22 protein-coding genes and 5 pseudogenes are annotated in these 19,987 nt (G+C 33.5%); 21 read left to right on the forward strand and 6 right to left on the reverse strand.

The annotated features are described in order from the left end of the window. Positions 1–21: 21 nt before the first annotated feature. A pseudogene (locus tag MKX69_RS14110) lies at positions 22–105 on the reverse strand (topoisomerase); the annotation flags it as partial. A gap of 63 nt (positions 106–168) precedes the next feature. Between MKX69_RS14110 and MKX69_RS13045 the strand changes: the two are divergent. The 5 genes from MKX69_RS13045 to MKX69_RS13065 all read left to right on the forward strand — a co-directional run bounded on the left by MKX69_RS13045 (position 169) and on the right by MKX69_RS13065 (position 4,702). After that, entirely contained in the window at positions 169–1,890 is a 1,722-nt protein-coding gene (locus MKX69_RS13045) for a DUF4158 domain-containing protein (protein WP_341010564.1), read from the forward strand. A 115-nt stretch (positions 1,891–2,005) separates the two neighbouring features. Next, positions 2,006–2,671 carry a type 1 glutamine amidotransferase gene (locus MKX69_RS13050; protein WP_142956113.1) on the forward strand — a complete coding sequence of 222 codons (666 nt, stop codon included), beginning with the start codon at positions 2,006–2,008 and terminating at the stop codon, positions 2,669–2,671. Next, the gene (locus tag MKX69_RS13055) at positions 2,668–3,594 is read left to right on the forward strand and encodes an alpha/beta hydrolase (RefSeq protein WP_341010565.1); all 927 of its coding nucleotides are present in this window, start codon (positions 2,668–2,670) and stop codon (positions 3,592–3,594) included. The genes MKX69_RS13050 and MKX69_RS13055 overlap by 4 nt, the downstream gene beginning before the upstream one ends. A gap of 180 nt (positions 3,595–3,774) precedes the next feature. Next, on the forward strand, positions 3,775–4,368 hold the full coding sequence (locus MKX69_RS13060; RefSeq protein WP_021459089.1) for a recombinase family protein: 594 nt from the start codon (positions 3,775–3,777) through the stop codon (positions 4,366–4,368). Then, positions 4,340–4,702 (forward strand): hypothetical protein, encoded by a 363-nt coding sequence (locus MKX69_RS13065; RefSeq protein ID WP_376765550.1) that lies wholly within the window; start codon positions 4,340–4,342, stop codon positions 4,700–4,702. Before MKX69_RS13060 ends, MKX69_RS13065 begins: the two co-directional genes overlap by 29 nt. A gap of 22 nt (positions 4,703–4,724) precedes the next feature. Here the strand turns inward: MKX69_RS13065 and MKX69_RS13070 are convergent. Then, positions 4,725–5,373: pseudogene (locus MKX69_RS13070) on the reverse strand (IS6 family transposase). A 349-nt stretch (positions 5,374–5,722) separates the two neighbouring features. On the opposite strand from MKX69_RS13070, the gene MKX69_RS13075 reads away from it, so the two are divergent. Further along, positions 5,723–6,885, forward strand: a protein-coding gene (locus MKX69_RS13075; protein WP_086956687.1) for an IS3 family transposase whose coding sequence is annotated in 2 segments (ribosomal slippage) — positions 5,723–5,999 and positions 5,999–6,885 — 1,164 coding nt in all. Because the reading frame shifts where the segments join, the coding sequence is not laid out codon by codon here. 128 nt (positions 6,886–7,013) lie between these two features. Here MKX69_RS13075 and MKX69_RS13080 read toward each other — a convergent pair. Continuing rightward, a pseudogene (locus MKX69_RS13080) lies at positions 7,014–7,227 on the reverse strand (IS30 family transposase); the annotation flags it as partial. A 186-nt stretch (positions 7,228–7,413) separates the two neighbouring features. Here MKX69_RS13080 and MKX69_RS13085 point away from each other — a divergent pair. The 4 genes and pseudogenes from MKX69_RS13085 to MKX69_RS13100 all read left to right on the forward strand — a co-directional run bounded on the left by MKX69_RS13085 (position 7,414) and on the right by MKX69_RS13100 (position 9,129). Continuing rightward, positions 7,414–7,677 carry an AbrB/MazE/SpoVT family DNA-binding domain-containing protein gene (locus MKX69_RS13085; protein ID WP_002318881.1) on the forward strand — a complete coding sequence of 88 codons (264 nt, stop codon included), beginning with the start codon at positions 7,414–7,416 and terminating at the stop codon, positions 7,675–7,677. Next, positions 7,671–8,015 (forward strand): type II toxin-antitoxin system PemK/MazF family toxin, encoded by a 345-nt coding sequence (locus MKX69_RS13090; RefSeq protein WP_002330364.1) that lies wholly within the window; start codon positions 7,671–7,673, stop codon positions 8,013–8,015. Before MKX69_RS13085 ends, MKX69_RS13090 begins: the two co-directional genes overlap by 7 nt. 118 nt (positions 8,016–8,133) lie before the next feature. Beyond that, positions 8,134–8,782 (forward strand): annotated as a pseudogene (locus tag MKX69_RS13095) (IS6 family transposase). A 74-nt stretch (positions 8,783–8,856) separates the two neighbouring features. Continuing rightward, positions 8,857–9,129: a DUF3892 domain-containing protein gene (locus MKX69_RS13100; protein ID WP_002362388.1), complete on the forward strand. Its 273-nt coding sequence runs from the start codon at positions 8,857–8,859 to the stop codon at positions 9,127–9,129. 388 nt (positions 9,130–9,517) lie between these two features. Here the strand turns inward: MKX69_RS13100 and MKX69_RS13105 are convergent. Next, a pseudogene (locus MKX69_RS13105) lies at positions 9,518–10,132 on the reverse strand (recombinase family protein). Between the two features lie 239 nt (positions 10,133–10,371). Between MKX69_RS13105 and MKX69_RS13110 the strand changes: the two are divergent. The 10 genes from MKX69_RS13110 to MKX69_RS13155 all read left to right on the forward strand — a co-directional run bounded on the left by MKX69_RS13110 (position 10,372) and on the right by MKX69_RS13155 (position 17,395). Continuing rightward, positions 10,372–10,617, forward strand: a complete 246-nt coding sequence (locus tag MKX69_RS13110) for a hypothetical protein (protein ID WP_008271463.1) — start codon at positions 10,372–10,374, stop codon at positions 10,615–10,617. A 97-nt stretch (positions 10,618–10,714) separates the two neighbouring features. Then, entirely contained in the window at positions 10,715–10,936 is a 222-nt protein-coding gene (locus tag MKX69_RS13115; RefSeq protein WP_002311006.1) for a hypothetical protein, read from the forward strand. A gap of 208 nt (positions 10,937–11,144) precedes the next feature. Next, complete coding sequence (locus MKX69_RS13120) at positions 11,145–12,053, forward strand: IS982-like element ISEfm1 family transposase (protein WP_002343056.1); 909 nt, start codon at positions 11,145–11,147, stop codon at positions 12,051–12,053. A 49-nt stretch (positions 12,054–12,102) separates the two neighbouring features. Next, positions 12,103–12,507 (forward strand): hypothetical protein, encoded by a 405-nt coding sequence (locus MKX69_RS13125; protein WP_229210204.1) that lies wholly within the window; start codon positions 12,103–12,105, stop codon positions 12,505–12,507. Then, on the forward strand, positions 12,508–12,978 hold the full coding sequence (locus MKX69_RS13130) for a hypothetical protein (protein ID WP_229505520.1): 471 nt from the start codon (positions 12,508–12,510) through the stop codon (positions 12,976–12,978). 18 nt (positions 12,979–12,996) lie between these two features. Next, the gene (locus MKX69_RS13135; protein WP_341010566.1) at positions 12,997–13,464 is read left to right on the forward strand and encodes a hypothetical protein; all 468 of its coding nucleotides are present in this window, start codon (positions 12,997–12,999) and stop codon (positions 13,462–13,464) included. Positions 13,465–13,707: 243 nt separating this feature from the next. Further along, positions 13,708–15,033 (forward strand): Y-family DNA polymerase, encoded by a 1,326-nt coding sequence (locus MKX69_RS13140; protein ID WP_072538846.1) that lies wholly within the window; start codon positions 13,708–13,710, stop codon positions 15,031–15,033. Continuing rightward, complete coding sequence (locus MKX69_RS13145) at positions 15,026–15,376, forward strand: hypothetical protein (protein ID WP_002290348.1); 351 nt, start codon at positions 15,026–15,028, stop codon at positions 15,374–15,376. Before MKX69_RS13140 ends, MKX69_RS13145 begins: the two co-directional genes overlap by 8 nt. Before the next feature lie 186 nt (positions 15,377–15,562). Further along, a protein-coding gene (locus tag MKX69_RS13150; RefSeq protein ID WP_086956687.1) for an IS3 family transposase occupies positions 15,563–16,725 on the forward strand; the annotation gives its coding sequence in 2 pieces (ribosomal slippage) (positions 15,563–15,839 and positions 15,839–16,725; 1,164 coding nt in all). A 160-nt stretch (positions 16,726–16,885) separates the two neighbouring features. After that, positions 16,886–17,395 (forward strand): hypothetical protein, encoded by a 510-nt coding sequence (locus tag MKX69_RS13155; RefSeq protein ID WP_016177642.1) that lies wholly within the window; start codon positions 16,886–16,888, stop codon positions 17,393–17,395. 450 nt (positions 17,396–17,845) lie between these two features. On the opposite strand, the gene MKX69_RS13160 is transcribed toward MKX69_RS13155, so the two are convergent. Then, positions 17,846–18,253 carry a type II toxin-antitoxin system death-on-curing family toxin gene (locus MKX69_RS13160; RefSeq protein ID WP_002329899.1) on the reverse strand — a complete coding sequence of 136 codons (408 nt, stop codon included), beginning with the start codon at positions 18,251–18,253 and terminating at the stop codon, positions 17,846–17,848. After that, positions 18,250–18,483: an addiction module antitoxin gene (locus tag MKX69_RS13165; RefSeq protein WP_002297441.1), complete on the reverse strand. Its 234-nt coding sequence runs from the start codon at positions 18,481–18,483 to the stop codon at positions 18,250–18,252. Before MKX69_RS13165 ends, MKX69_RS13160 begins: the two co-directional genes overlap by 4 nt. Before the next feature lie 356 nt (positions 18,484–18,839). On the opposite strand from MKX69_RS13165, the gene xerS reads away from it, so the two are divergent. Beyond that, positions 18,840–19,925: a tyrosine recombinase XerS gene (gene xerS, locus MKX69_RS13170; protein WP_058139112.1), complete on the forward strand. Its 1,086-nt coding sequence runs from the start codon at positions 18,840–18,842 to the stop codon at positions 19,923–19,925. Positions 19,926–19,987 lie beyond the last annotated feature (62 nt).

A 19,987-nucleotide genomic window follows, 5' to 3' on the forward strand; every position in this document is an offset into this window, starting at 1 on the left:
TCAAAATTTACAAAAGGGCTTTTATGCTTGTTTTGAAAATGAGATAAAATCTATATATCCCTTTTCCCCGATTTTTACAACGGCATTGTAGGACTTTTTCTCTTTATAGTCAAAAACTAGAAATACGATTCTAAAAACCTATAGTTTTTGGAAAGTTTGGAGGTTTGAATGGAAAAAGAAAAACTTTTTGGTATGTTTACGGGTATTCCTTCAGAAGAACAATTACAGCTATATTTCCAGTTAACTGATTTTGATAAGGAAATTATTGATGAAATGAGATTACATTCCACTAAACTCGGTTTTGCTGTACAGCTTGGGACAGTAAGATTTTTAGGAACGTTTTTTACTGATTTTTCAAAAATTCCGTTAGAAGTAATAGTATACCTAGCCAATCAATTATCTATTGATCCATGTGAATTTGATTCATATTCTAGAAAAATGACAATCAGTAAACATGCACAATTAATCAAAGATCGCTATTCATATAGAAATTTTCATGACTATGATTGCCAAAAAATTCTTTATAATTGGCTTTTATCTCGTGCTTCACATACGACCGAAACAACTGAAATGCTCTCAAATATGTTATTGAAAAAGTGTTTAGAAGAAAAAATATTACTTCCAGGTGTGTCCGTGTTTCAACGCTTTATTTCCAAAATTGTTGAACAAGCAGAAGAGCAATTAACGAATCAACTCTCTCTTATACCTTCCGAAGAAGAGTCAGAAAAATTATTAAATTTACTTAGTCTTATGGGGACACCTATTCAAGGGGCATTAACTAAAATGGATATTTTACGAGCGCCTTTAATTGATGAAAGTAGAAAAGAAATCACTCGTGGCTTTCATCGATTAAAGGAATTCCAACAGTTTCATACGAGTGAATGGGATTTCTCAACTGTCCCTGAAGGAAAAATAAAACATTTAGCTACCTACGCTTTCAAGGCCAAATCAAGCCTTCTTCAAAGAATGAGTACTCAGAAAAAATTAGCTCTTTTAGTTGCTTTTGTGTATGAGTATGAAAAAGTCGCTACAGACGAATTGCTTACAGCTTTAATTAAATGTTATGAGTCAATTTTTAAACGAGCAAGAAATAAAGAATCAAAAGAACGGCTACGAACGTTAAAAGATTTGGATCGTGCAGCATTTACTCTATCTGAAATAGTTGAACTACTTTTAGACGATTCTATTGAAATTGATTGTCTGCGAAGCCAAGTGTTTGACCAATATCCTGAAGAAGATATTGTAAATGCAGTATATCAAGTGAAGAAACTTGTAAAAAATGAACAAGAACCTATTGCAATTACAGAATTACTTCAATCTTATCGTAAAATTCGAAAGTTTATTCCTTTGATTATTGAAACATTAACAATAGAAAATGGGCACTATGGCGAAGATTGTATGGCAGTATGGCGTTTAATTCAACATAGATTTTCCAAGCCAATTACTTTTAGACAATTTGAATCAATTGAAAGTCACATACCAAAGAAATGGGTTTATTATATTCACTCTAACCCTAATGAAGTCAATCAAAGTGTACTTATTCTAGGTGTTGAGTTACTGATCCAAAGCTTGAATAAACATGATATATTTGTGCCTAAAAGTGAAAAATTTATTGATCCAATGAGTTGTTTGATCAGCAAAGATACGTGGGAGCAACAAAAAGAAAGTTTACTCGCTCAATTGGATTTACCTAGCTCTTCTGTCGAAGTAATAAAGCAATTAGAAGAAGATCTAAGTCTCTCTTATAGCGAAACAATAAAAAAATGGCCTCATTCTGAAATGGCTAAAATTGAAAAACACGATAACAAGGAAAAAATTATCGTGTCTAGACTCCGAAAGGCGCGAGAAAATAAGGAAAATAAACAATTCAAGGATCGCGTAAAAGTGTAACTTTACTTGATATATGAGAACAACTTTATGGAATAAATGAGAAAATGAAATAGTGCATACAGAAAATAAGATGTATATTAAAAAGTGTATAATAAGATTAAATTAGGAGGTTTCTATGAAAACATATCTTTTACAACATGTACCCTTTGAAAAACCAGGTATATTAGATTTATTGGAACCCACTGTAATCAAACTATTTGAAAGTAATAATCAGTTACCCAAAGCTGAAGATATTGATTTTCTTATAATATTAGGTGGTCCGATGAGTATACACGATGATTTCACATGGTTAAAAAATGAGAAATTATTGATTAAGGAGTTGATAGAAAGAAATATACCAATGCTAGGTATTTGTTTAGGTGCTCAGCTTATAGCTGAAGCATTAGGCTCGGATATATATAATAATTCTAAAGGAAAGGAAGTAGGATTTGGGTACATTCAAAAACAAACTGATAAGTACTCTTTTCTCCCAGAAGAATTAGATGTCTTACATTGGCATGGAGATACATTTACCTTACCTGAAAACACAGTGCGTTTATATAGTAGCGATAAATGTGTTAACCAAGCTTTTATTTATAATGAAAAAATAATTGGTCTACAATTTCATATGGAAACAACTAAAAATACTTTGAATGACATTATTAAAGCAGATCGCGAATATATTGAAGGAAATGTATTAGGCCAAACAGAATTATTAATTGCTAATCATCAAATTCCAGAAAAAAACAAAATAGTATTAATAGATATGATCAACTATATTACGGGGGGGTCTAGTATATGAAAAGTAGAATACATCCAGAATTATTAGATACATTTGAAAATCTCTCCCCAATGAATTTATCTGAAGAAGCACTACCCAATATTCGTGCAATCAATAAAGCCTCAATAAATGCTTATATAGATAATGATATTACTCAAAAAGATTATTATATGCTAAATGAAAATAGTGGAATAAGAATTAAAGTATACGCACCTAGAAACCAGACTCGTAAATTGCCAGTAGTATTATTTATACATGGTGGTGGTTATATGTTCGGTTCAATTGAAGGTAATGATCCAAAATGTGCAAGATATGTAAAAGAAGTGAATTGTGTGGTGGTATCAGTTGATTATCGCTTAGCGCCTGAAAATCCATATCCTGCAGCAATTGAAGATTGTTATTTGGCTTTAGAGTGGATAGTCAGTAATAAAGATTTATTGAATGTAGACATAAAACGATTAGCCGTAGTTGGGGGAAGTGCTGGAGGAGGGTTAGTCGCTGCTTTATCATTATTAACTCGAGATAGAAAAGGGCCAAAAATAAAATTTCAAATGCCCCTATTTCCAATGATTGATGATTCATGTACGACATATTCAAGTAACGAGTTTCATGACAAAAGAATATGGAGTAAAGAATTAAACAAGTTTGCATGGTCTATGTATTTAAAAGATATTGAGGGAGAAACACCTAAATATGCGGCACCAATGCGAGAAACTGATTTTAGTAAATTACCCGCTACCTATACAACAGTTGGGACACTTGATCCGCTTAGAGATGAAACAATAAATTATGTCCAAGCATTAATAAGTGCTAATATTCCTGTAGAATTCCATTTATATCCAGGTTGTTACCATGAATTTGAAGATATAGTGCCAAATTCTTATATTAGTAAGAAAGCTATTGAAGACTCTATAGTAGCTTTAAAAAGAGGATTATTAAATTAAAAAAATAGTACAAGAGAGTGTGCAGAAAATAACCATTTTCTGTACACTCTCTTTTTATGTCGAAATAAGTGAGTATTACATAGATTTTTGTGTTCAAAAACCCAACAAAAAATCTATGTTCACAAAAGACCTTGAAATTAAGTTATGGTACACTGGATATGTATATAGGAGGTTTGTATTTTGAAAATAGGTTATGCAAGAGTTTCAACTGGCTTACAAAATTTGAATTTACAGGAGGATCGATTAAACGCATATGGTTGTGAAAAGATATTTAGCGACCATATTAGTGGTTCAAAAAGTAAAAGGCCTGGTTTAGATAAAGCAATTGAATTTGCGAGATCAGGAGACACGATTGTTGTTTGGAGACTAGACAGACTAGGACGTAACATGGAAGATTTAATCACATTAGTTAATGAACTTAACGAACGAGGCGTGAGTTTTCATAGTTTAGAAGAAAATATAACTATGGATAAATCAAGTTCTACAGGACAATTATTATTTCATTTATTCGCAGCGTTTGCAGAATTTGAACGTAACTTAATTTTAGAACGTTCTTCGGCTGGTCGAATTGCAGCTCGTGCCAGAGGACGTTATGGTGGAAGACCTGAAAAATTAAGCAATCAAGATTTGAATTTACTCAAAACACTTTATGATAATGGTACACCAATTAAGACAATTGCAGAACAATGGCAAGTTTCACGCACAACAATTTATCGTTACCTCAATAAATTGGAGGAAAAGGAAGATGAAAAACAAGGAGAAATACCTCACTAATTTTTCTGAAACCAAGCGTAAAGAGGCTATACAAAAGTACGATGTTATTAAACCTTTTATTTTAGGAAACAAATCCTTATCAAGTATTTCTAAAAATACAGGTATTGCGCTAAGTACACTTTATAGGTGGAATAAGTTATATAAAGAACAAGGACTTAAGGGGCTAATTTATACGACAAGAGCCGATAAAGGGACGCGTAAAATAGAACCAAAGATAATTGATGAAATTGAACGCCTTGCACTTAAAAATAAAAGAAATAGTATTGCTACAATTCATAGGAAAATCGCTAATTATTGTAAAGGGTTCTGTTGCAAAGTTTTAAATAAAGAATAAAATCCCTTACGGTATCTATGATTTAAGCTGGGATTCCCAATAATACCTTGATTTCAGTACAGACCGAAAACCCGAAGAGAGTGCCTTCTTTTCGGGTTTTCTTATATAATCCTCGAATGGCTTCCATGCCTTTAATCGTGGTAGAGGCAGTGCGTAAACTTCGATAGAATTTATTGCGTCTCTTTACTGGACGATGGTCTTGTTCAATCAAATTATTCAGGTATTTAATGGTACGATGTTCTGTCCCTTGATAAAAGCCGTATTCTTTTAGTTTCTTAAAGGCACTTGTAATAGAGGGGGCTTTATCTGTGACTACAACCTTCGGTTCATCAAACTGCTTCACTAACCGCTTAAGAAAAGCATACGCTGCTTGTGTGTCCCGTTTTTTACGTAACCAAATATCCAAGGTTAAACCATCTGCATCGATGGCTCGATACAAATAATGCCATTTTCCATGAATAAAAGGATTTTTTATTTTTCTTTTTCCAAATTTGATAGAGTAGTTTGCCATATTCTTGCACCCAACGATAAATCGTTGTATGAGAAACGTTAATGCCACGATCATATAAGATTTCTTGAACTTCACGATAGCTAAGGTTATAACGAAGATAGTAGCCCACGGCTACAATAATCACATCCTGCTGAAATTGCTTTCCTTTAAAATGATTCATCGTCATTCCTCCTGCTATCTTTTTCTATTATTCTACCTTATTTGATAGTAGATTTAAAACTTTGCAACAGAACCCTAACATTCATCATTGCTTTCATCATTACTCTAGTCTATGAGCAGCGTAGAGAATTGAAAGCTGAAAAAAATATTCGCCCAGTGGAAGATGGAACAAGAACAAGTGGAAATGGTTGAATCATTAGCTCATGATTTAGAAAAACCCCTCTTTCCATTATAAGAGGATATTTCGAGGCAATACTAGAATCTAATATTGATGATGGATAGGCTACAATTAACTAGACAGAAAAATTAAGGTGTGTAGACTAGAAGAAAACATACCAGGAGGAATTTTTATGTCTAAGAGAACACGAAGAACTTTTTCACAAGAATTCAAGCAACAAATCGTCAATCTTTACTTAGCTGGAAAGCCACGTGTAGAAATCATTCGAGAATATGAACTAACGGCTTCAGCATTTGACAAATGGGTAAAGCAATCTAAAACGAGTGGTTCATTCAAAGAAAAAGATAATCTTACGCCTGAACAAAAAGAATTGTTAGAACTACGTAAAAGAAACCAGCAATTAGAAATGGAAAATGATATTTTAAAGCAAGCAGCGCTGATATTCGGACGAAGAGACAAGTAATCGATGCGAATAAGCATCTTTACCCTATATCAGCGATGTGCAGAATATTAGGTCTATCACGTCAGTCCTATTATTATCAATCAAAACCAAAGAAAGACGAATCAGAACTTGAAGAAGTAGTCGCTGAAGAATTTATCCGCAGCCGAAAGGCCTACGGCTCAAGAAAAATAAAAAAAGCCTTATCAAAACGAGGCATTCAGATCAGCCGACGAAAAATTAGTAGAATCATGAAAAATAGAGGATTAAAATCGAGCTATACTGTTGCTTATTTTAAAGTACATCATTCTACTTGCAATGAAGCCAAAACGACAAACGTATTGAATCGTAAATTCTTAAGAGACAACCCATTAGAAGCGATCGTAACAGACTTGACTTATGTACGAGTCGGGAAAAAATGGAATTATGTCTGTTTCATTTTGGATCTGTTCAATCGAGAAATTCTCGGCTATTCTTGTGGAGAACATAAAGATGCCGTTCTAGTAAAAAAAGCATTTAGCCGTATCAAACAACCTCTGACAGAGGTTGAGATTTTTCATACTGATCGTGGAAAAGAGTTTGATAACCAAGCTATTGATGAATTATTAACAACTTTTGACATCAATCGATCATTGAGTCATAAAGGCTGTCCTTTTGATAATGCCGTAGCTGAATCAACTTATAAGTCGTTGAAAGTAGAATTTGTCTATCAATACACATTTGAAACCTTACAACAATTGGATTTGGAGTTATTTGACTATGTCAATTGGTGGAACCACCTTCGGTTGCACGGTACACTTGGCTACGAGACACCGGTTGGTTACCGTAACCAGAGATTGGCGCAGCGAATCCTTGATAATGAGCTCGGATGTGCTAACGCTAGCGAGGCAGTCTAACTTTAACTGTTAGCTCCTGCCGAAGATCGTCACATCCGAGGAGGCTCATTGTCAAGGACAATCGGAATAGCATACGGAAAGAAGTTCTGCACCTTATAAAATTTGTCAAAAAAACTGTTGCCATTCCATTGAATGACTTTTCTACCACATTTTTTCTTATTTTCTTTATACTGGTGCCAATAATCAAAGAGCAGTCTTGCCTTGCTTGAACTTATTGACTACATTATAAATAGTTTGTATAGTACGTCCCATTCGGTTAGCGATTTCAACCGGCTTATTATGTTGAAGATAATATGATTCTATCATTGTCAGTTCGTCTATGGTAAGATGTTTGTAGGTCATTTATGGTTACACTCCTTTGTTTTCTTTCGTCGGAAATACAATTTGAGTGTACCATAAATGCCTTTTTATTTTTCTAACTTAATTTTACAATTCGCGTTATAAAAAAGATATTAATGGATAATTATGTATATACGAAAATCGAGATATATGTTATACTTTGTATATACAATTAAAGAGGTGAATAACATGGAAATGATACCAATCAAAAAATGGGGAAATAGCAACGGACTTAGATTGCCAAAAAATTTAATGGAATTTCTGGAATTAAAGACTGATGATCGAGTATCAATCAAAAGCGAAGATGTTAATGGAAAAAGACGATTAATTATCGAACCAGCAATTTCAAAAGAAGAAGTAACTATTGAAGAGCTTTTCAAAGATTACACAGAGGGCAAAGTAAATATTAAAATTCAGGATTTAGGAAGCCCAGTAGGGAGAGAACTATGGTAGATGTTCCAAGACAAGGTGATATTCTTTTATTGAACACAGCTCCCAGATCTGGCCATGAACAGACTGGAAGAAGACCTTATATTGTTCTTAGTCACGATATTATTGCAGATACTAGTAATGTGGTTATTGTTGCACCGATAACTACAACTAGTAGAAATTACCCACTATACATTGAAATAACAGAAAATCATAAAATGAAAACACGCGGAAAAGTTATGTTAGATCAAATCACAACAATTGATTATGAAGCCAGGAACTGCAAATTTCTAGAAAAAGCTTCTGAAAAATTAATAGAAGAATTATTAACAAAAATACGAGCTGTATTTCAAAAAGTATAAATTATTTTTTCATAAAAAGTCGACCCCAAAAATTAGAAAAAAAAGGTTCTGTTGCAAAGTTTTAAATCTACTATCAAATAAGGTAGAATAATAGAAAAAGATAGCAGGAGGAATGACGATGAATCATTTTAAAGGAAAGCAATTTCAGCAGGATGTGATTATTGTAGCCGTGGGCTACTATCTTCGTTATAACCTTAGCTATCGTGAAGTTCAAGAAATCTTATATGATCGTGGCATTAACGTTTCTCATACGACGATTTATCGTTGGGTGCAAGAATATGGCAAACTACTCTATCAAATTTAGAAAAAGAAAAATAAAAAATCCTTTTATTCATGGAAAATGGCATTATTTGTATCGAGCCATCGATGCAGATGGTTTAACCTTGGATATTTGGTTACGTAAAAAACGGGACACACAAGCAGCCTATGCTTTTCTTAAGCGGTTAGTGAAGCAGTTTGATGAACCGAAGGTTGTAGTCACAGATAAAGCCCCCTCTATTACAAGTGCCTTTAAGAAACTAAAAGAATACGGCTTTTATCAAGGGACAGAACATCGTACCATTAAATACCTGAATAATTTGATTGAACAAGACCATCGTCCAGTAAAGAGACGCAATAAATTCTATCGAAGTTTACGCACTGCCTCTACCACGATTAAAGGCATGGAAGCCATTCGAGGATTATATAAGAAAACCCGAAAAGAAGGCACTCTCTTCGGGTTTTCGGTCTGTACTGAAATCAAGGTATTATTGGGAATCCCAGCTTAAATCATAGATACCGTAAGGGATTTTATTCTTTATTTAAAACTTTGCAACAGAACCACAGGAGGGAATGTTGTATAATGGCCAGAGCTACAAAAATTAGGATGAATGATTCAAAAGGTTTTTCAAATGATGTTACAGAAATTAAAGATATTTATTTGACTGGTGTCAAACAACCCGCATATTACTCAAAAGAATCAATCTATGATTTTATAAAAGGCGGAAATACTGTTGATGTTAACATCTATCCATACCCTAAATTAATTCCTGCAATGAGAAATGGACAGCGATATGTTCGATCTGAACCGAATGATACACCAAATGATAATTTGCTAAAATTGCCTAGGGATTAATTTTCATGACTACGGTTAATCACGTATTCTTTTTTCATTTTAATAATTAATAGTACTAACCTAAGAAGATTTAAATACCTTAAAAAAGCAGAAACATTAGTGGGATGTCGTTTATTCAACCAATAAATGATTTGAGTGCAAATATTTTTAAAGATTCTATTATAAAATATGAGATAGCTTAATTATAATAAGTTAGTTTACATAAGATAGATTATACGAAGTTATCAATGTTAAATGCCTTTAAATAAGGACGATTTATGCATCGATTATATTTATGTTAACTAAATTCTCTTTAACATAAATATAATCAACTTAGCTAGATGAATCTAAAATGATTGTCTGTATTGATGACAAAGCTAATTAATAATTACGTGATTCAAAAAAGAAATCATACAATTAGTTGGTCGATTTCTTTTTTTATTCGGTAAATTGTTGGCCTAGTCACATTGTAGTCTGTTGCAATCTTTGAGATAGCAACCCCATTCTCAAGATCCTGAACGATGCTCCTATAGACAAGGCGATGTTGAGGATCTTTGGTGTCTGCACTGTATAACTTAGGACGACCTTTATAGATGCCGTTTGCTTTAGCGATTTTAATTCCTTGTGCCTGGCGTCGTTTCGATTCAGTACGTTCTTGTTCAGCAATCATGGCTAAGATTTGAATGATTAAGTCTTTGATGAATTTATCTAGGAGAGGATTTCCAATTGCTTCAGCCATGATCGGTAAACTGGTGATAATAAGTCGCACATTCTTCTTCTTTAGATAATTAACTGAATCGATAATCTCGTCATAATTTCGTCCAAGTCGATCAATGGCTTCCACAATAAAAATATCTTGCTCTCTGACAAAATCTAAAGCTTCCTGGAAAATCGGTCTATGACTAATGGTTGCTCCAGATTATTTTTCGATAAAAATTTTTTCAGCACCAAACTTTTTCATTTCTTCAATTTGACGTTGTTCATTTTGATCGATGGATGAAACTCTAATATAAGCAATTTTCAAATTTATTCCCTACTTTTCTATAACGTTTATAATACACCCTAATCATACGTTGAAACTCTAAATTTTTCAATGTTATATTTTTGTCTATTTAGGGTAAACTCTAAATAGACAAACGGTTTTTGAATTCTAAAAGTTAAATAGTTTATAATAGAAGAAAAAGAATGGGGTGACGATTTCTTAGATTGAAAAGGAAAGATAAATATTATAGATTATTACTTTTGACAGCTGAAGCAGGATGGATGGATTTTCCAGAAGTTGTAAAAGAAGTTCAAGAGATAGGTGCAACTATTTCTGATAGCCGCTCCTCTCCTATGAACTATCAGGATGCCCATGGAATTAAAATAATTGATCAAGAGAGAAATGTCAGAAAATACACAACAATAAATGAGTGTGTAATTAATGAAAATCTTTGTAGGGCACCGATAACGAAACACATTAAGAATAGAAGCAAAGCAAAAGACGGAAGAACTTTTACTACCTTCTAAGTTTTTTTCATATTTGTTTGCTATACTTAGATCTAAGGAATTAGACTTTCGCTGCCCATTATTTAAGTTTGAGGTAGCGTCTTGCGAGGGATCAATAATGGAAGAAGAAAAAATATTTGAAAAACGCTGGGAATTGGCTTCAGTTGAACAAAGAGCAAGGTACCATAATCTAATGTCCTCTTACCGTAATATTGATTGGACTTACAAAGAAAAGAAGTACTTGCTTTGGTTATGTCAGTTAGATGTAAATACCTTTGAAACATTTGAAGTGATTCTAGATAAGATTAAAAACAGCAATGAAAAAAGAGCTGATCTATAATGGTTCGCTCTTTTTATTTTATTAACTCTTTGGTTACTATATGTAAAATACAGCTTCATATTACAATAAATTTCAGGATACAAATTTATTTAAGCATACCCGTGGTGCTAGTTAATTTTTTCCTAGAGGAAAATGTCTAAACATGTTGGTAAATCAACAAAAAAACGCATATAGTAGTCTCAAAACTCCCAAGAAATGAGGACTACATATGCGTTCATCAAAATATACTGAACATTATACAGATACTTTTATAACATTCAAGGAAATTATGAGAACTGTTTCTAACATATACCACAATTGTGTACCAGATAAGATTAAAAACCGAAGAAATACTGATCAACTGAAGCAACGCGATACAGTGATTATTGCTTGTGTTATATGGGGCATAATTAATGGCTATACTAGCCAAAGAGCCACGTATAGAGCGGTTTGTTCCGTCTTATTTCCTAATGGTGACTTTCCTAGTAGGAGTCGATTCACTCGCTTAAGTTCAAACTTAGCTTACACTATCAAGATTATTCGATACTTTTTCATCAAGAAGCTCACCAAAGGTGAACTAGTCGGAATTATAGATAGTTTTCCTAGTCCATTATGTAAACCAGTTAGAAATAGACAAGCAAAACTATTGAATCAAATAGCCAAAGTTGGCTATAACTCAACAAAAAAATCTTATTTTTATGGTCTTAAAATTCATATGATCGTTACTAAGACTGGCTTTCCGATTACTTACTCAATCACGAATCCAGGTGTCCATGACGTGAAAGTGTTAGAGACTTTATCGGAAGAAGCGAATCTTCCCAATATCCTAGGGGACAAAGGATATATTAGCCATAAAATCCATGAAAAGCTTGCCCTTAAGGGCATTACTATATCCGTTCCGCCACGTAAAAACATGGATAAATCAGAAAAACTAGACCACAGCTTACTTGGAAAACAAAGAAAAACAGTTGAGACTGTTTGTTCTTCCTTAGAAAAATTAGGTTGTCAAAATTTCAACTCACGTTCTGTTAAAGGGCTAGAGAGTAGATTTGAAAGCATATTACTGGCTTACAGTGTTCTATTAAGTCGAGCACAACGACGTTTTGAAGGAACTTTGAGATATTCTTTAGGATATTAAAATTAACTAGCACCACGGGTATATACATAGACAAAAAGGAGAAGAATAGATGAATAAATTGTTAAGTGGGTTGTTTGGAGTATCGGTGATTTTAATGTTGGGGGCCTGTGCAAATTCAACAAGCGGCAAAAGTGAAAATACCAAGAGTGCTGCAGAAGGAAAATTTGTTGTATCAAAAAATATAGAAATAACTGAACAAGAAAAAGAAATGAATGTTACTGAGAGGATGAATGAACTATTTAATGCAGTTAATAAAGACACGATAATAGCAAATACTTCGGAAAAATTTGGCTATCAATTTGCTATTGAAGAGAATTTGAATGAACCTTATAAACTAAGTGATCAAATTAATAAGAATAAAGAACTTATTTTCAAAAACTTAGATAAAGAAATAGGGTTGGAAAATTATTATACAAAAACAGCATTGAAACATATCAAGGAAGAATTTGAATGAATGAATCAACACACACCTTTTCAATATCCGATAGACTTCTTTTTCTTAGCTCAATACACTGGACATTATTGGGGAGAAGTAAAGACTGAAGACAATGGTTACGTGAATGCTTATATTGATAGAAATACTATAGTTTTTGATGGTCAAAGTTGGAAGATAAATCGCATAGATTCTGAAGGAGAGAACGTTGCTAAAATAGAAGTTACAAACGATAATATTCGTCCAACAAACAATTCGTATACATTTGACTCTTCTATCTTAGAGAGTCAAATAAAAAACAAAGAAAGCGATCCAATAGCTGAATCATTACAATTAAATGATCACAAGTACCAAAATATGTCTGTCATTTTCAGCAATCCTGCAATTAATTCGTTACAGTTATCTAATATGAGTGGAAAACCTGCTTTGGTTGTAACTTTAAATAAAGAAGATTCAATTTGGAAAATCAACACAGTAGAGTATGGATATTAATTTTGACAGGTGAATATTATGAATAAAGTAGCGTACGAACAGAAAGAAAAAGACGTTTTAAAACTACCATATTCCACAAGGTACCAGGCATTGAAGCAAGAGAAAATTCGGTTGAAAAAAATCGAGATTGCCGTTCCTGTAGGTTATCAGGACAAAATAAAAAAAGGACTACAACCAAATAAATGCTTCGTAGAAAGTATAAAATTTGCACGAGATGTCAAAGAAGCTATTTATTGCATTGGCCAATTTCAAAAAAGTGAATTTTTTCATGCTTGGATAGAATTTAAGGATCAGGACTATTGTTTTGATGGCACATTTCAAGCCTTCTATCCAAAAGAAAAATATTATGAATATCGAGGACTAAAAAAGCTTTATACGAGGTCTTCTGCAGAAATAACGGAATTGGCGAATAAGTATGAAATGCATGGATTGTATCCTGAAGACAGGCAAAAATTAAAAAGTCTACTTGTTAGTAGTTCGTCATGAAAGTTATAAAACCCGAACAACTTTTAAAAAGGAAGTTCGGGTTTTTTTATAGTGAATCAAGTAGCTTTGGTCTGTATTTATTGATATATGAAGACTCTAACGCATTTAAAATCTGATAAGTGGTTAGTTATCCGTTTAAACTGCTTGTAATAACAATTTGAATCTTTTTTTGTTCATTTAAACATTCCTTCTTTACAAACGAGAACGTATGTTTGTATAATTGTAACGAATGGAGTGTTATTTATGATGGATTATTCAAAAGAGCCAGTAAATGATTACTTTTTGATCGATATGAAAAGCTTTTACGCAAGTGTCGAATGTATAGAAAGGAATTTAGATCCATTAACGACTGAATTAGTCGTCATGAGTCGAGCGGATAATACAGGATCAGGGTTGATTTTAGCTTCTTCACCAGCTGCAAAGAAAGAATATGGGATCTCTAATGTCAGTAGGCCAAGAGATCTACCTCAGCCATTTCCTAAAACGTTACATGTCGTCTCACCACGCATGAATCTCTATATTAAGCGAAACATGCAGGTAAACAATATATTTAGAAAATATGTAGCAGACGAAGATTTATTGATCTATTCGATCGATGAATCGATCTTAAAAGTGACCAGATCACTGAACCTTTTTACGACTGAAGAAACACGAAGTCAACGGAGAAAGAAGCTGGCTCAAATGATCCAGGAGAATATTAAAGAAGAGCTAGGATTGATTGCTACGGTAGGCGTCGGCGATAATCCCCTTTTGGCTAAACTAGCCTTAGACAATGAAGCAAAGCATAATGAAGGATTTGTTGCGGAATGGACGTACGAAAACGTTCCTGAAAAAGTATGGAATATTCCTGAAATGACGGATTTTTGGGGTATTGGCTCTCGAATGAAGAAAAGACTCAATCAGATGGGGATTATGAGCATTAGAGATCTTGCTAACTGGAATCCTTATACGATTAAGAATAGACTAGGTGTGATTGGCTTACAGCTGTACTTCCATGCTAATGGGATCGATCGAACAGATATAGCAATCCCACCAGAACCGACAAAAGAAAAGTCCTATGGTAATTCACAAGTGTTGCCACGTGATTATACTAGAAGAAATGAAATCGAGCTGGTTGTAAAAGAAATGGCGGAACAAGTAGCCATTCGTATCAGACAGCATAATTGTAAAACAGGATGTGTCCATTTAAACATTGGTACATCGATCTTAGAAACGAGACCAGGGTTCTCACACCAGATGAAAATCCCTATCACAGACAATACAAAGGAATTGCAGAATTATTGTCTTTTCTTGTTTGATAAGTATTATGAAGGACAAGAAGTCCGCCACGTCGGAATCACTTACAGCAAGCTATTTTATACTGATTCGCTTCAGCTGGATTTATTTAGTGATCCACAAAAGCAAATTGACGAAGAAAATTTAGATAAAATTATTGACAAGATTCGGCAAAAATATGGTTTTACGTCGATTGTACATGCTTCTTCAATGTTAGAAGGCGCTAGAAGCATTACTAGAAGCACACTTGTTGGTGGTCATGCGGGCGGAAATGGGGGAATTAAAAATGATTGATTACAATGATCGTGGTCGTTTAAAGTGGGCAGGGTTTTATTTATCTGATCATACTGAAGAGATCGATGCGGACAATGAGCAACGTACCAATCATAATTTGGCAAAAGAACAAATGACGACTGAAGATATTGTGAAAGTATTGAACGCTGCAGTCATAAAAAATAGATCAGTATGTATCCAAAAAGAAGAACGAAACGCTGAAGGATACTATCCATACGATATTGTTGGAAAGATCTTAGGTAGTGATGAGCTGGGAATCTACGTTGGAAAAGACAAAATTCACTACGACGAAATACGGCACATTGAATTTTACCAGGATAATAAGTGGAGTCGACTAGAATGAATATTATCCAGCAATATGAGCTAAAGTATATAACATGTATAGTTATATACAAATATTTAGCTTCGGTTAGTATAAACTTAATAAGTGACTTTTTGAGCCAAAAGTAAGGAATGGATAGGCTACAATTAACTAGACAGAAAAATTAAGGTGTGTAGACTAGAAGAAAACATACCAGGAGGAATTTTTATGTCTAAGAGAACACGAAGAACTTTTTCACAAGAATTCAAGCAACAAATCGTCAATCTTTACTTAGCTGGAAAGCCACGTGTAGAAATCATTCGAGAATATGAACTAACGGCTTCAGCATTTGACAAATGGGTAAAGCAATCTAAAACGAGTGGTTCATTCAAAGAAAAAGATAATCTTACGCCTGAACAAAAAGAATTGTTAGAACTACGTAAAAGAAACCAGCAATTAGAAATGGAAAATGATATTTTAAAGCAAGCAGCGCTGATATTCGGACGAAGAGACAAGTAATCGATGCGAATAAGCATCTTTACCCTATATCAGCGATGTGCAGAATATTAGGTCTATCACGTCAGTCCTATTATTATCAATCAAAACCAAAGAAAGACGAATCAGAACTTGAAGAAGTAGTCGCTGAAGAATTTATCCGCAGCCGAAAGGCCTACGGCTCAAGAAAAATAAAAAAAGCCTTATCAAAACGAGGCATTCAGATCAGCCGACGAAAAATTAGTAGAATCATGAAAAATAGAGGATTAAAATCGAGCTATACTGTTGCTTATTTTAAAGTACATCATTCTACTTGCAATGAAGCCAAAACGACAAACGTATTGAATCGTAAATTCTTAAGAGACAACCCATTAGAAGCGATCGTAACAGACTTGACTTATGTACGAGTCGGGAAAAAATGGAATTATGTCTGTTTCATTTTGGATCTGTTCAATCGAGAAATTCTCGGCTATTCTTGTGGAGAACATAAAGATGCCGTTCTAGTAAAAAAAGCATTTAGCCGTATCAAACAACCTCTGACAGAGGTTGAGATTTTTCATACTGATCGTGGAAAAGAGTTTGATAACCAAGCTATTGATGAATTATTAACAACTTTTGACATCAATCGATCATTGAGTCATAAAGGCTGTCCTTTTGATAATGCCGTAGCTGAATCAACTTATAAGTCGTTGAAAGTAGAATTTGTCTATCAATACACATTTGAAACCTTACAACAATTGGATTTGGAGTTATTTGACTATGTCAATTGGTGGAACCACCTTCGGTTGCACGGTACACTTGGCTACGAGACACCGGTTGGTTACCGTAACCAGAGATTGGCGCAGCGAATCCTTGATAATGAGCTCGGATGTGCTAACGCTAGCGAGGCAGTCTAACTTTAACTGTTAGCTCCTGCCGAAGATCGTCACATCCGAGGAGGCTCATTGTCAAGGACAATCGGAATAGCATACGGAAAGAAGTTCTGCACCTTATAAAATTTGTCAAAAAAACTGTTGCCATTCCAGAATTACAAAAAGAGAAAGAAGAGAAGGAAGAATGAAAAAGGTATTATTTGCGGTTAGTTTAGTTGTTAATATAGCACTAGCAGGAGGATTATTTTATACCATTACAGAAATGAATAAGCTTGATGACCAACGGGAAAGCTTAGCAATCAGTAACGAACAATACAAAAGGAAGCTAGATGAAGCTAGCAGCACCAACGTGGACACTCAAGAAGCCGTAGAATCCTCTACAATTGTTTATAGCAATGAATCCAGTGAAACCCTAACAAATTCGGAAAGAAGCACAGCTACAGCTACAGAAACTGTTTCTCAAAAAGCTACTATAACAATAGGAAGTAAAGTATTCACGTTTATAGTAAATGGCTTGACAATAGAACACGATTCTAGCAGAACAGGAAAAATGACCGAGCTTTCTCATGAGTTTCCAGTGATTGTTACTACTCCTAGTGCTACCCTTAACGGTATATTGGTGCAAGACAATAATGATAATAATTGCTATATAATGGTAGACGGTCAAACTCTATACAGAGGAACATACCAATAAATTTTGAGTCTTAATATGACTGATATTTATAAAAAATTCCTGATATTAGAACAAGAATACGCTGTCTTCAAATGTATAATATTACAATAGCACGATATAGCAATATTGTTATATCGTGTTTCATAATAATTAAGAGCTTTAAAATTAGTATTTATTAGATACTTAAAAGCTATTTTAGTATTGATAAATTGTTACCAGCAACAAAAAAGAAGTTACTTAGTGCTAACTTTTGAGCAACTGCTAGAGGAGGTAGGATATGGCTAATTATCCTGTAATTTTTATTGTATTTTCTAGAAATGTAATTATTCTCTTAAACATTCCAGCATATCCAAGTATATAGAAAATTTACGTTTTCTATATACTTGGATTTGAATTATAGCTATTTGTAATTTACTTCAATTATTTCGCTATAGCAGCTAATAACACTATAAAGACACATACAGTAACTCCTTAAATGGGCTGCGTATGTGTCTTTATAGTGTTGATCACTTCATATTTTAGTTGATCGAAATCCTTATCATACGTAGCAATATATACCGCTAAATTTACAGCATCTTTTTGATCAATAGCTAAAAGCTGTCCATTGATTTTCAAAAAAACAAAAGTAGCTAAGAAAGCAGTACGTTTATTTGCATTGTGAAAAGGATGTTTCTTTATCAATTGTATAAGTAGGATAGCTGCTTTTTCATAAATCGAAGGATAAACCTCTTCACCAAAAGCTGAGGCTCGAAGTTGCCCTACACACATTTCTAAAGCATTCGCATCCTTTACACCAAGGGGTTCATTAGGAGAGTATTTTTTTATTTGGATTACATTCATTTTTATAATATCTTTGGCTTCTAGGTAATGAATACTCATTTATCGACAAGCTCTCTAAAAGTAGTATCATATTCAGTTAATGCTTGAGATATTGCTACATCAATTTCATCAGATAAGGCTTGTTTTTTTGTAATTGCCGCTCGAAGTTTTTCTTCATCTAAAAAAACCGTATCTCCGGGATTTAACCCATTTTCTTTAAGAAACTCCTTTGAAATAGTTAATACTACTGAGTTCCCCACTTCCCTAAATTTTCTTTCTTTAATTGCCATAGTCTTCTCCCCCCTTTTTCTTTGTATATACAGTATATACGCTTGTTGATTTTAAATCAAGCATAGTCCCTCTCATGTCTAACTCTATAGAAAGATTGTTCTTTCTATATAATTTAGACAATTTAAAAAATTAAGATTGCCCCCTTCTGTTTCCTTTCCTATTCATGTATACCATTTATTTTAAATTATTAAATGTATACCATTTATTTTAAATTATTAAATGTATACCTATTTATCTGCTTTTTTTAAATAAATTAATAAATTTCAGAGTGTACCAATTGACAAAACACTCTATAATTGGTATAGTCCAATTATAGAGATACTTCTCTCCCCTACTTATCGAAAGGATGAATAACATGAAAAATACAGAAATATATCAAAAAATAGATACAATCATACTTCATATGCCCGATTATATAAAAGATTTTGTTCAAGATCGTGAGGATAAAGATCAATCACCTCGAACTACTTTAGAATATCTAAAAAATTATAAGCTCTTTTATGAATGGCTTCTGAGTGAGTCTATCGTTCCTGATACTTCAATCACCTCGATAAGACAGTTAACTGCCTATGATCTAAACTTGTACAAATCTCATTTGAAACGTCGCACAAAAGAAAATGTAAAAAAAGAGACAACAAAAACTAAGCTCAAAGATAATAATAACTTAGGTCTATCTACTTCTACTATCAATAGAAATATCACAGCATTAAAGGTTCTATTTAAGTATCTTTCGAAAAGTTCCAATAATCCTTTAGGAAAACCATACTTAGACAATAATCCTATGGATCAAGTAGCAACTATCACAGATAAAACTACGTTAGCTGCCCGTGCAAACGCAATCGAGAAAAAATTATTTCTAGACGAAGATACACAAAATTATCTAGATTATATTGCCAATGAATATAAAAAAACTTTGAGCAAACGAGCTTTGATCTATTATCAACGAGATGTAGAAAGAGACCTGGCGATCAATGCATTGATTTTAGGATCTGGATTGAGACTCTCCGAGGTTGTAAATATTAATTTAGATGACCTATCTTTAGATAAGAATAATGTGGTAGTAACTAGAAAAGGAAATAAAAGAGATGCAGTCAATATAGCAGCATTCGCAATGGAATATTTAGGTAATTATCTAGCTATTCGGAAAGAACGATATAAAGTAACAGAAAACGAAAAAGCTTTATTTCTAGCAATTTATCAAGGAGAAGCCAAGCGTATATCCGGTATTGCAATCGAACGGATGGTAGCAAAATATTCAAAAGGCTTTAGAATTCAAGTCAGTCCGCACAAACTGCGTCATACATTGGCTACTAGACTCTATCAACAGACAAATTCTTTGGTATTAACTGCCCAACAATTGGGACATTCTAGTACCAATACAACGACTTTATATACCCATATAGACAATGCAGCTACGATTGATGCGCTTAATTCTTTATAAATATAGTAAAATAAAAAAGATGAGAAACCATAATAGCTTCTCGTCTTTTTTGTTTGAATATT

Source organism: Enterococcus sp. FSL R5-0957, assembly GCF_038008005.1.
Lineage (GTDB): Bacteria > Bacillota > Bacilli > Lactobacillales > Enterococcaceae > Enterococcus_B > Enterococcus_B faecium.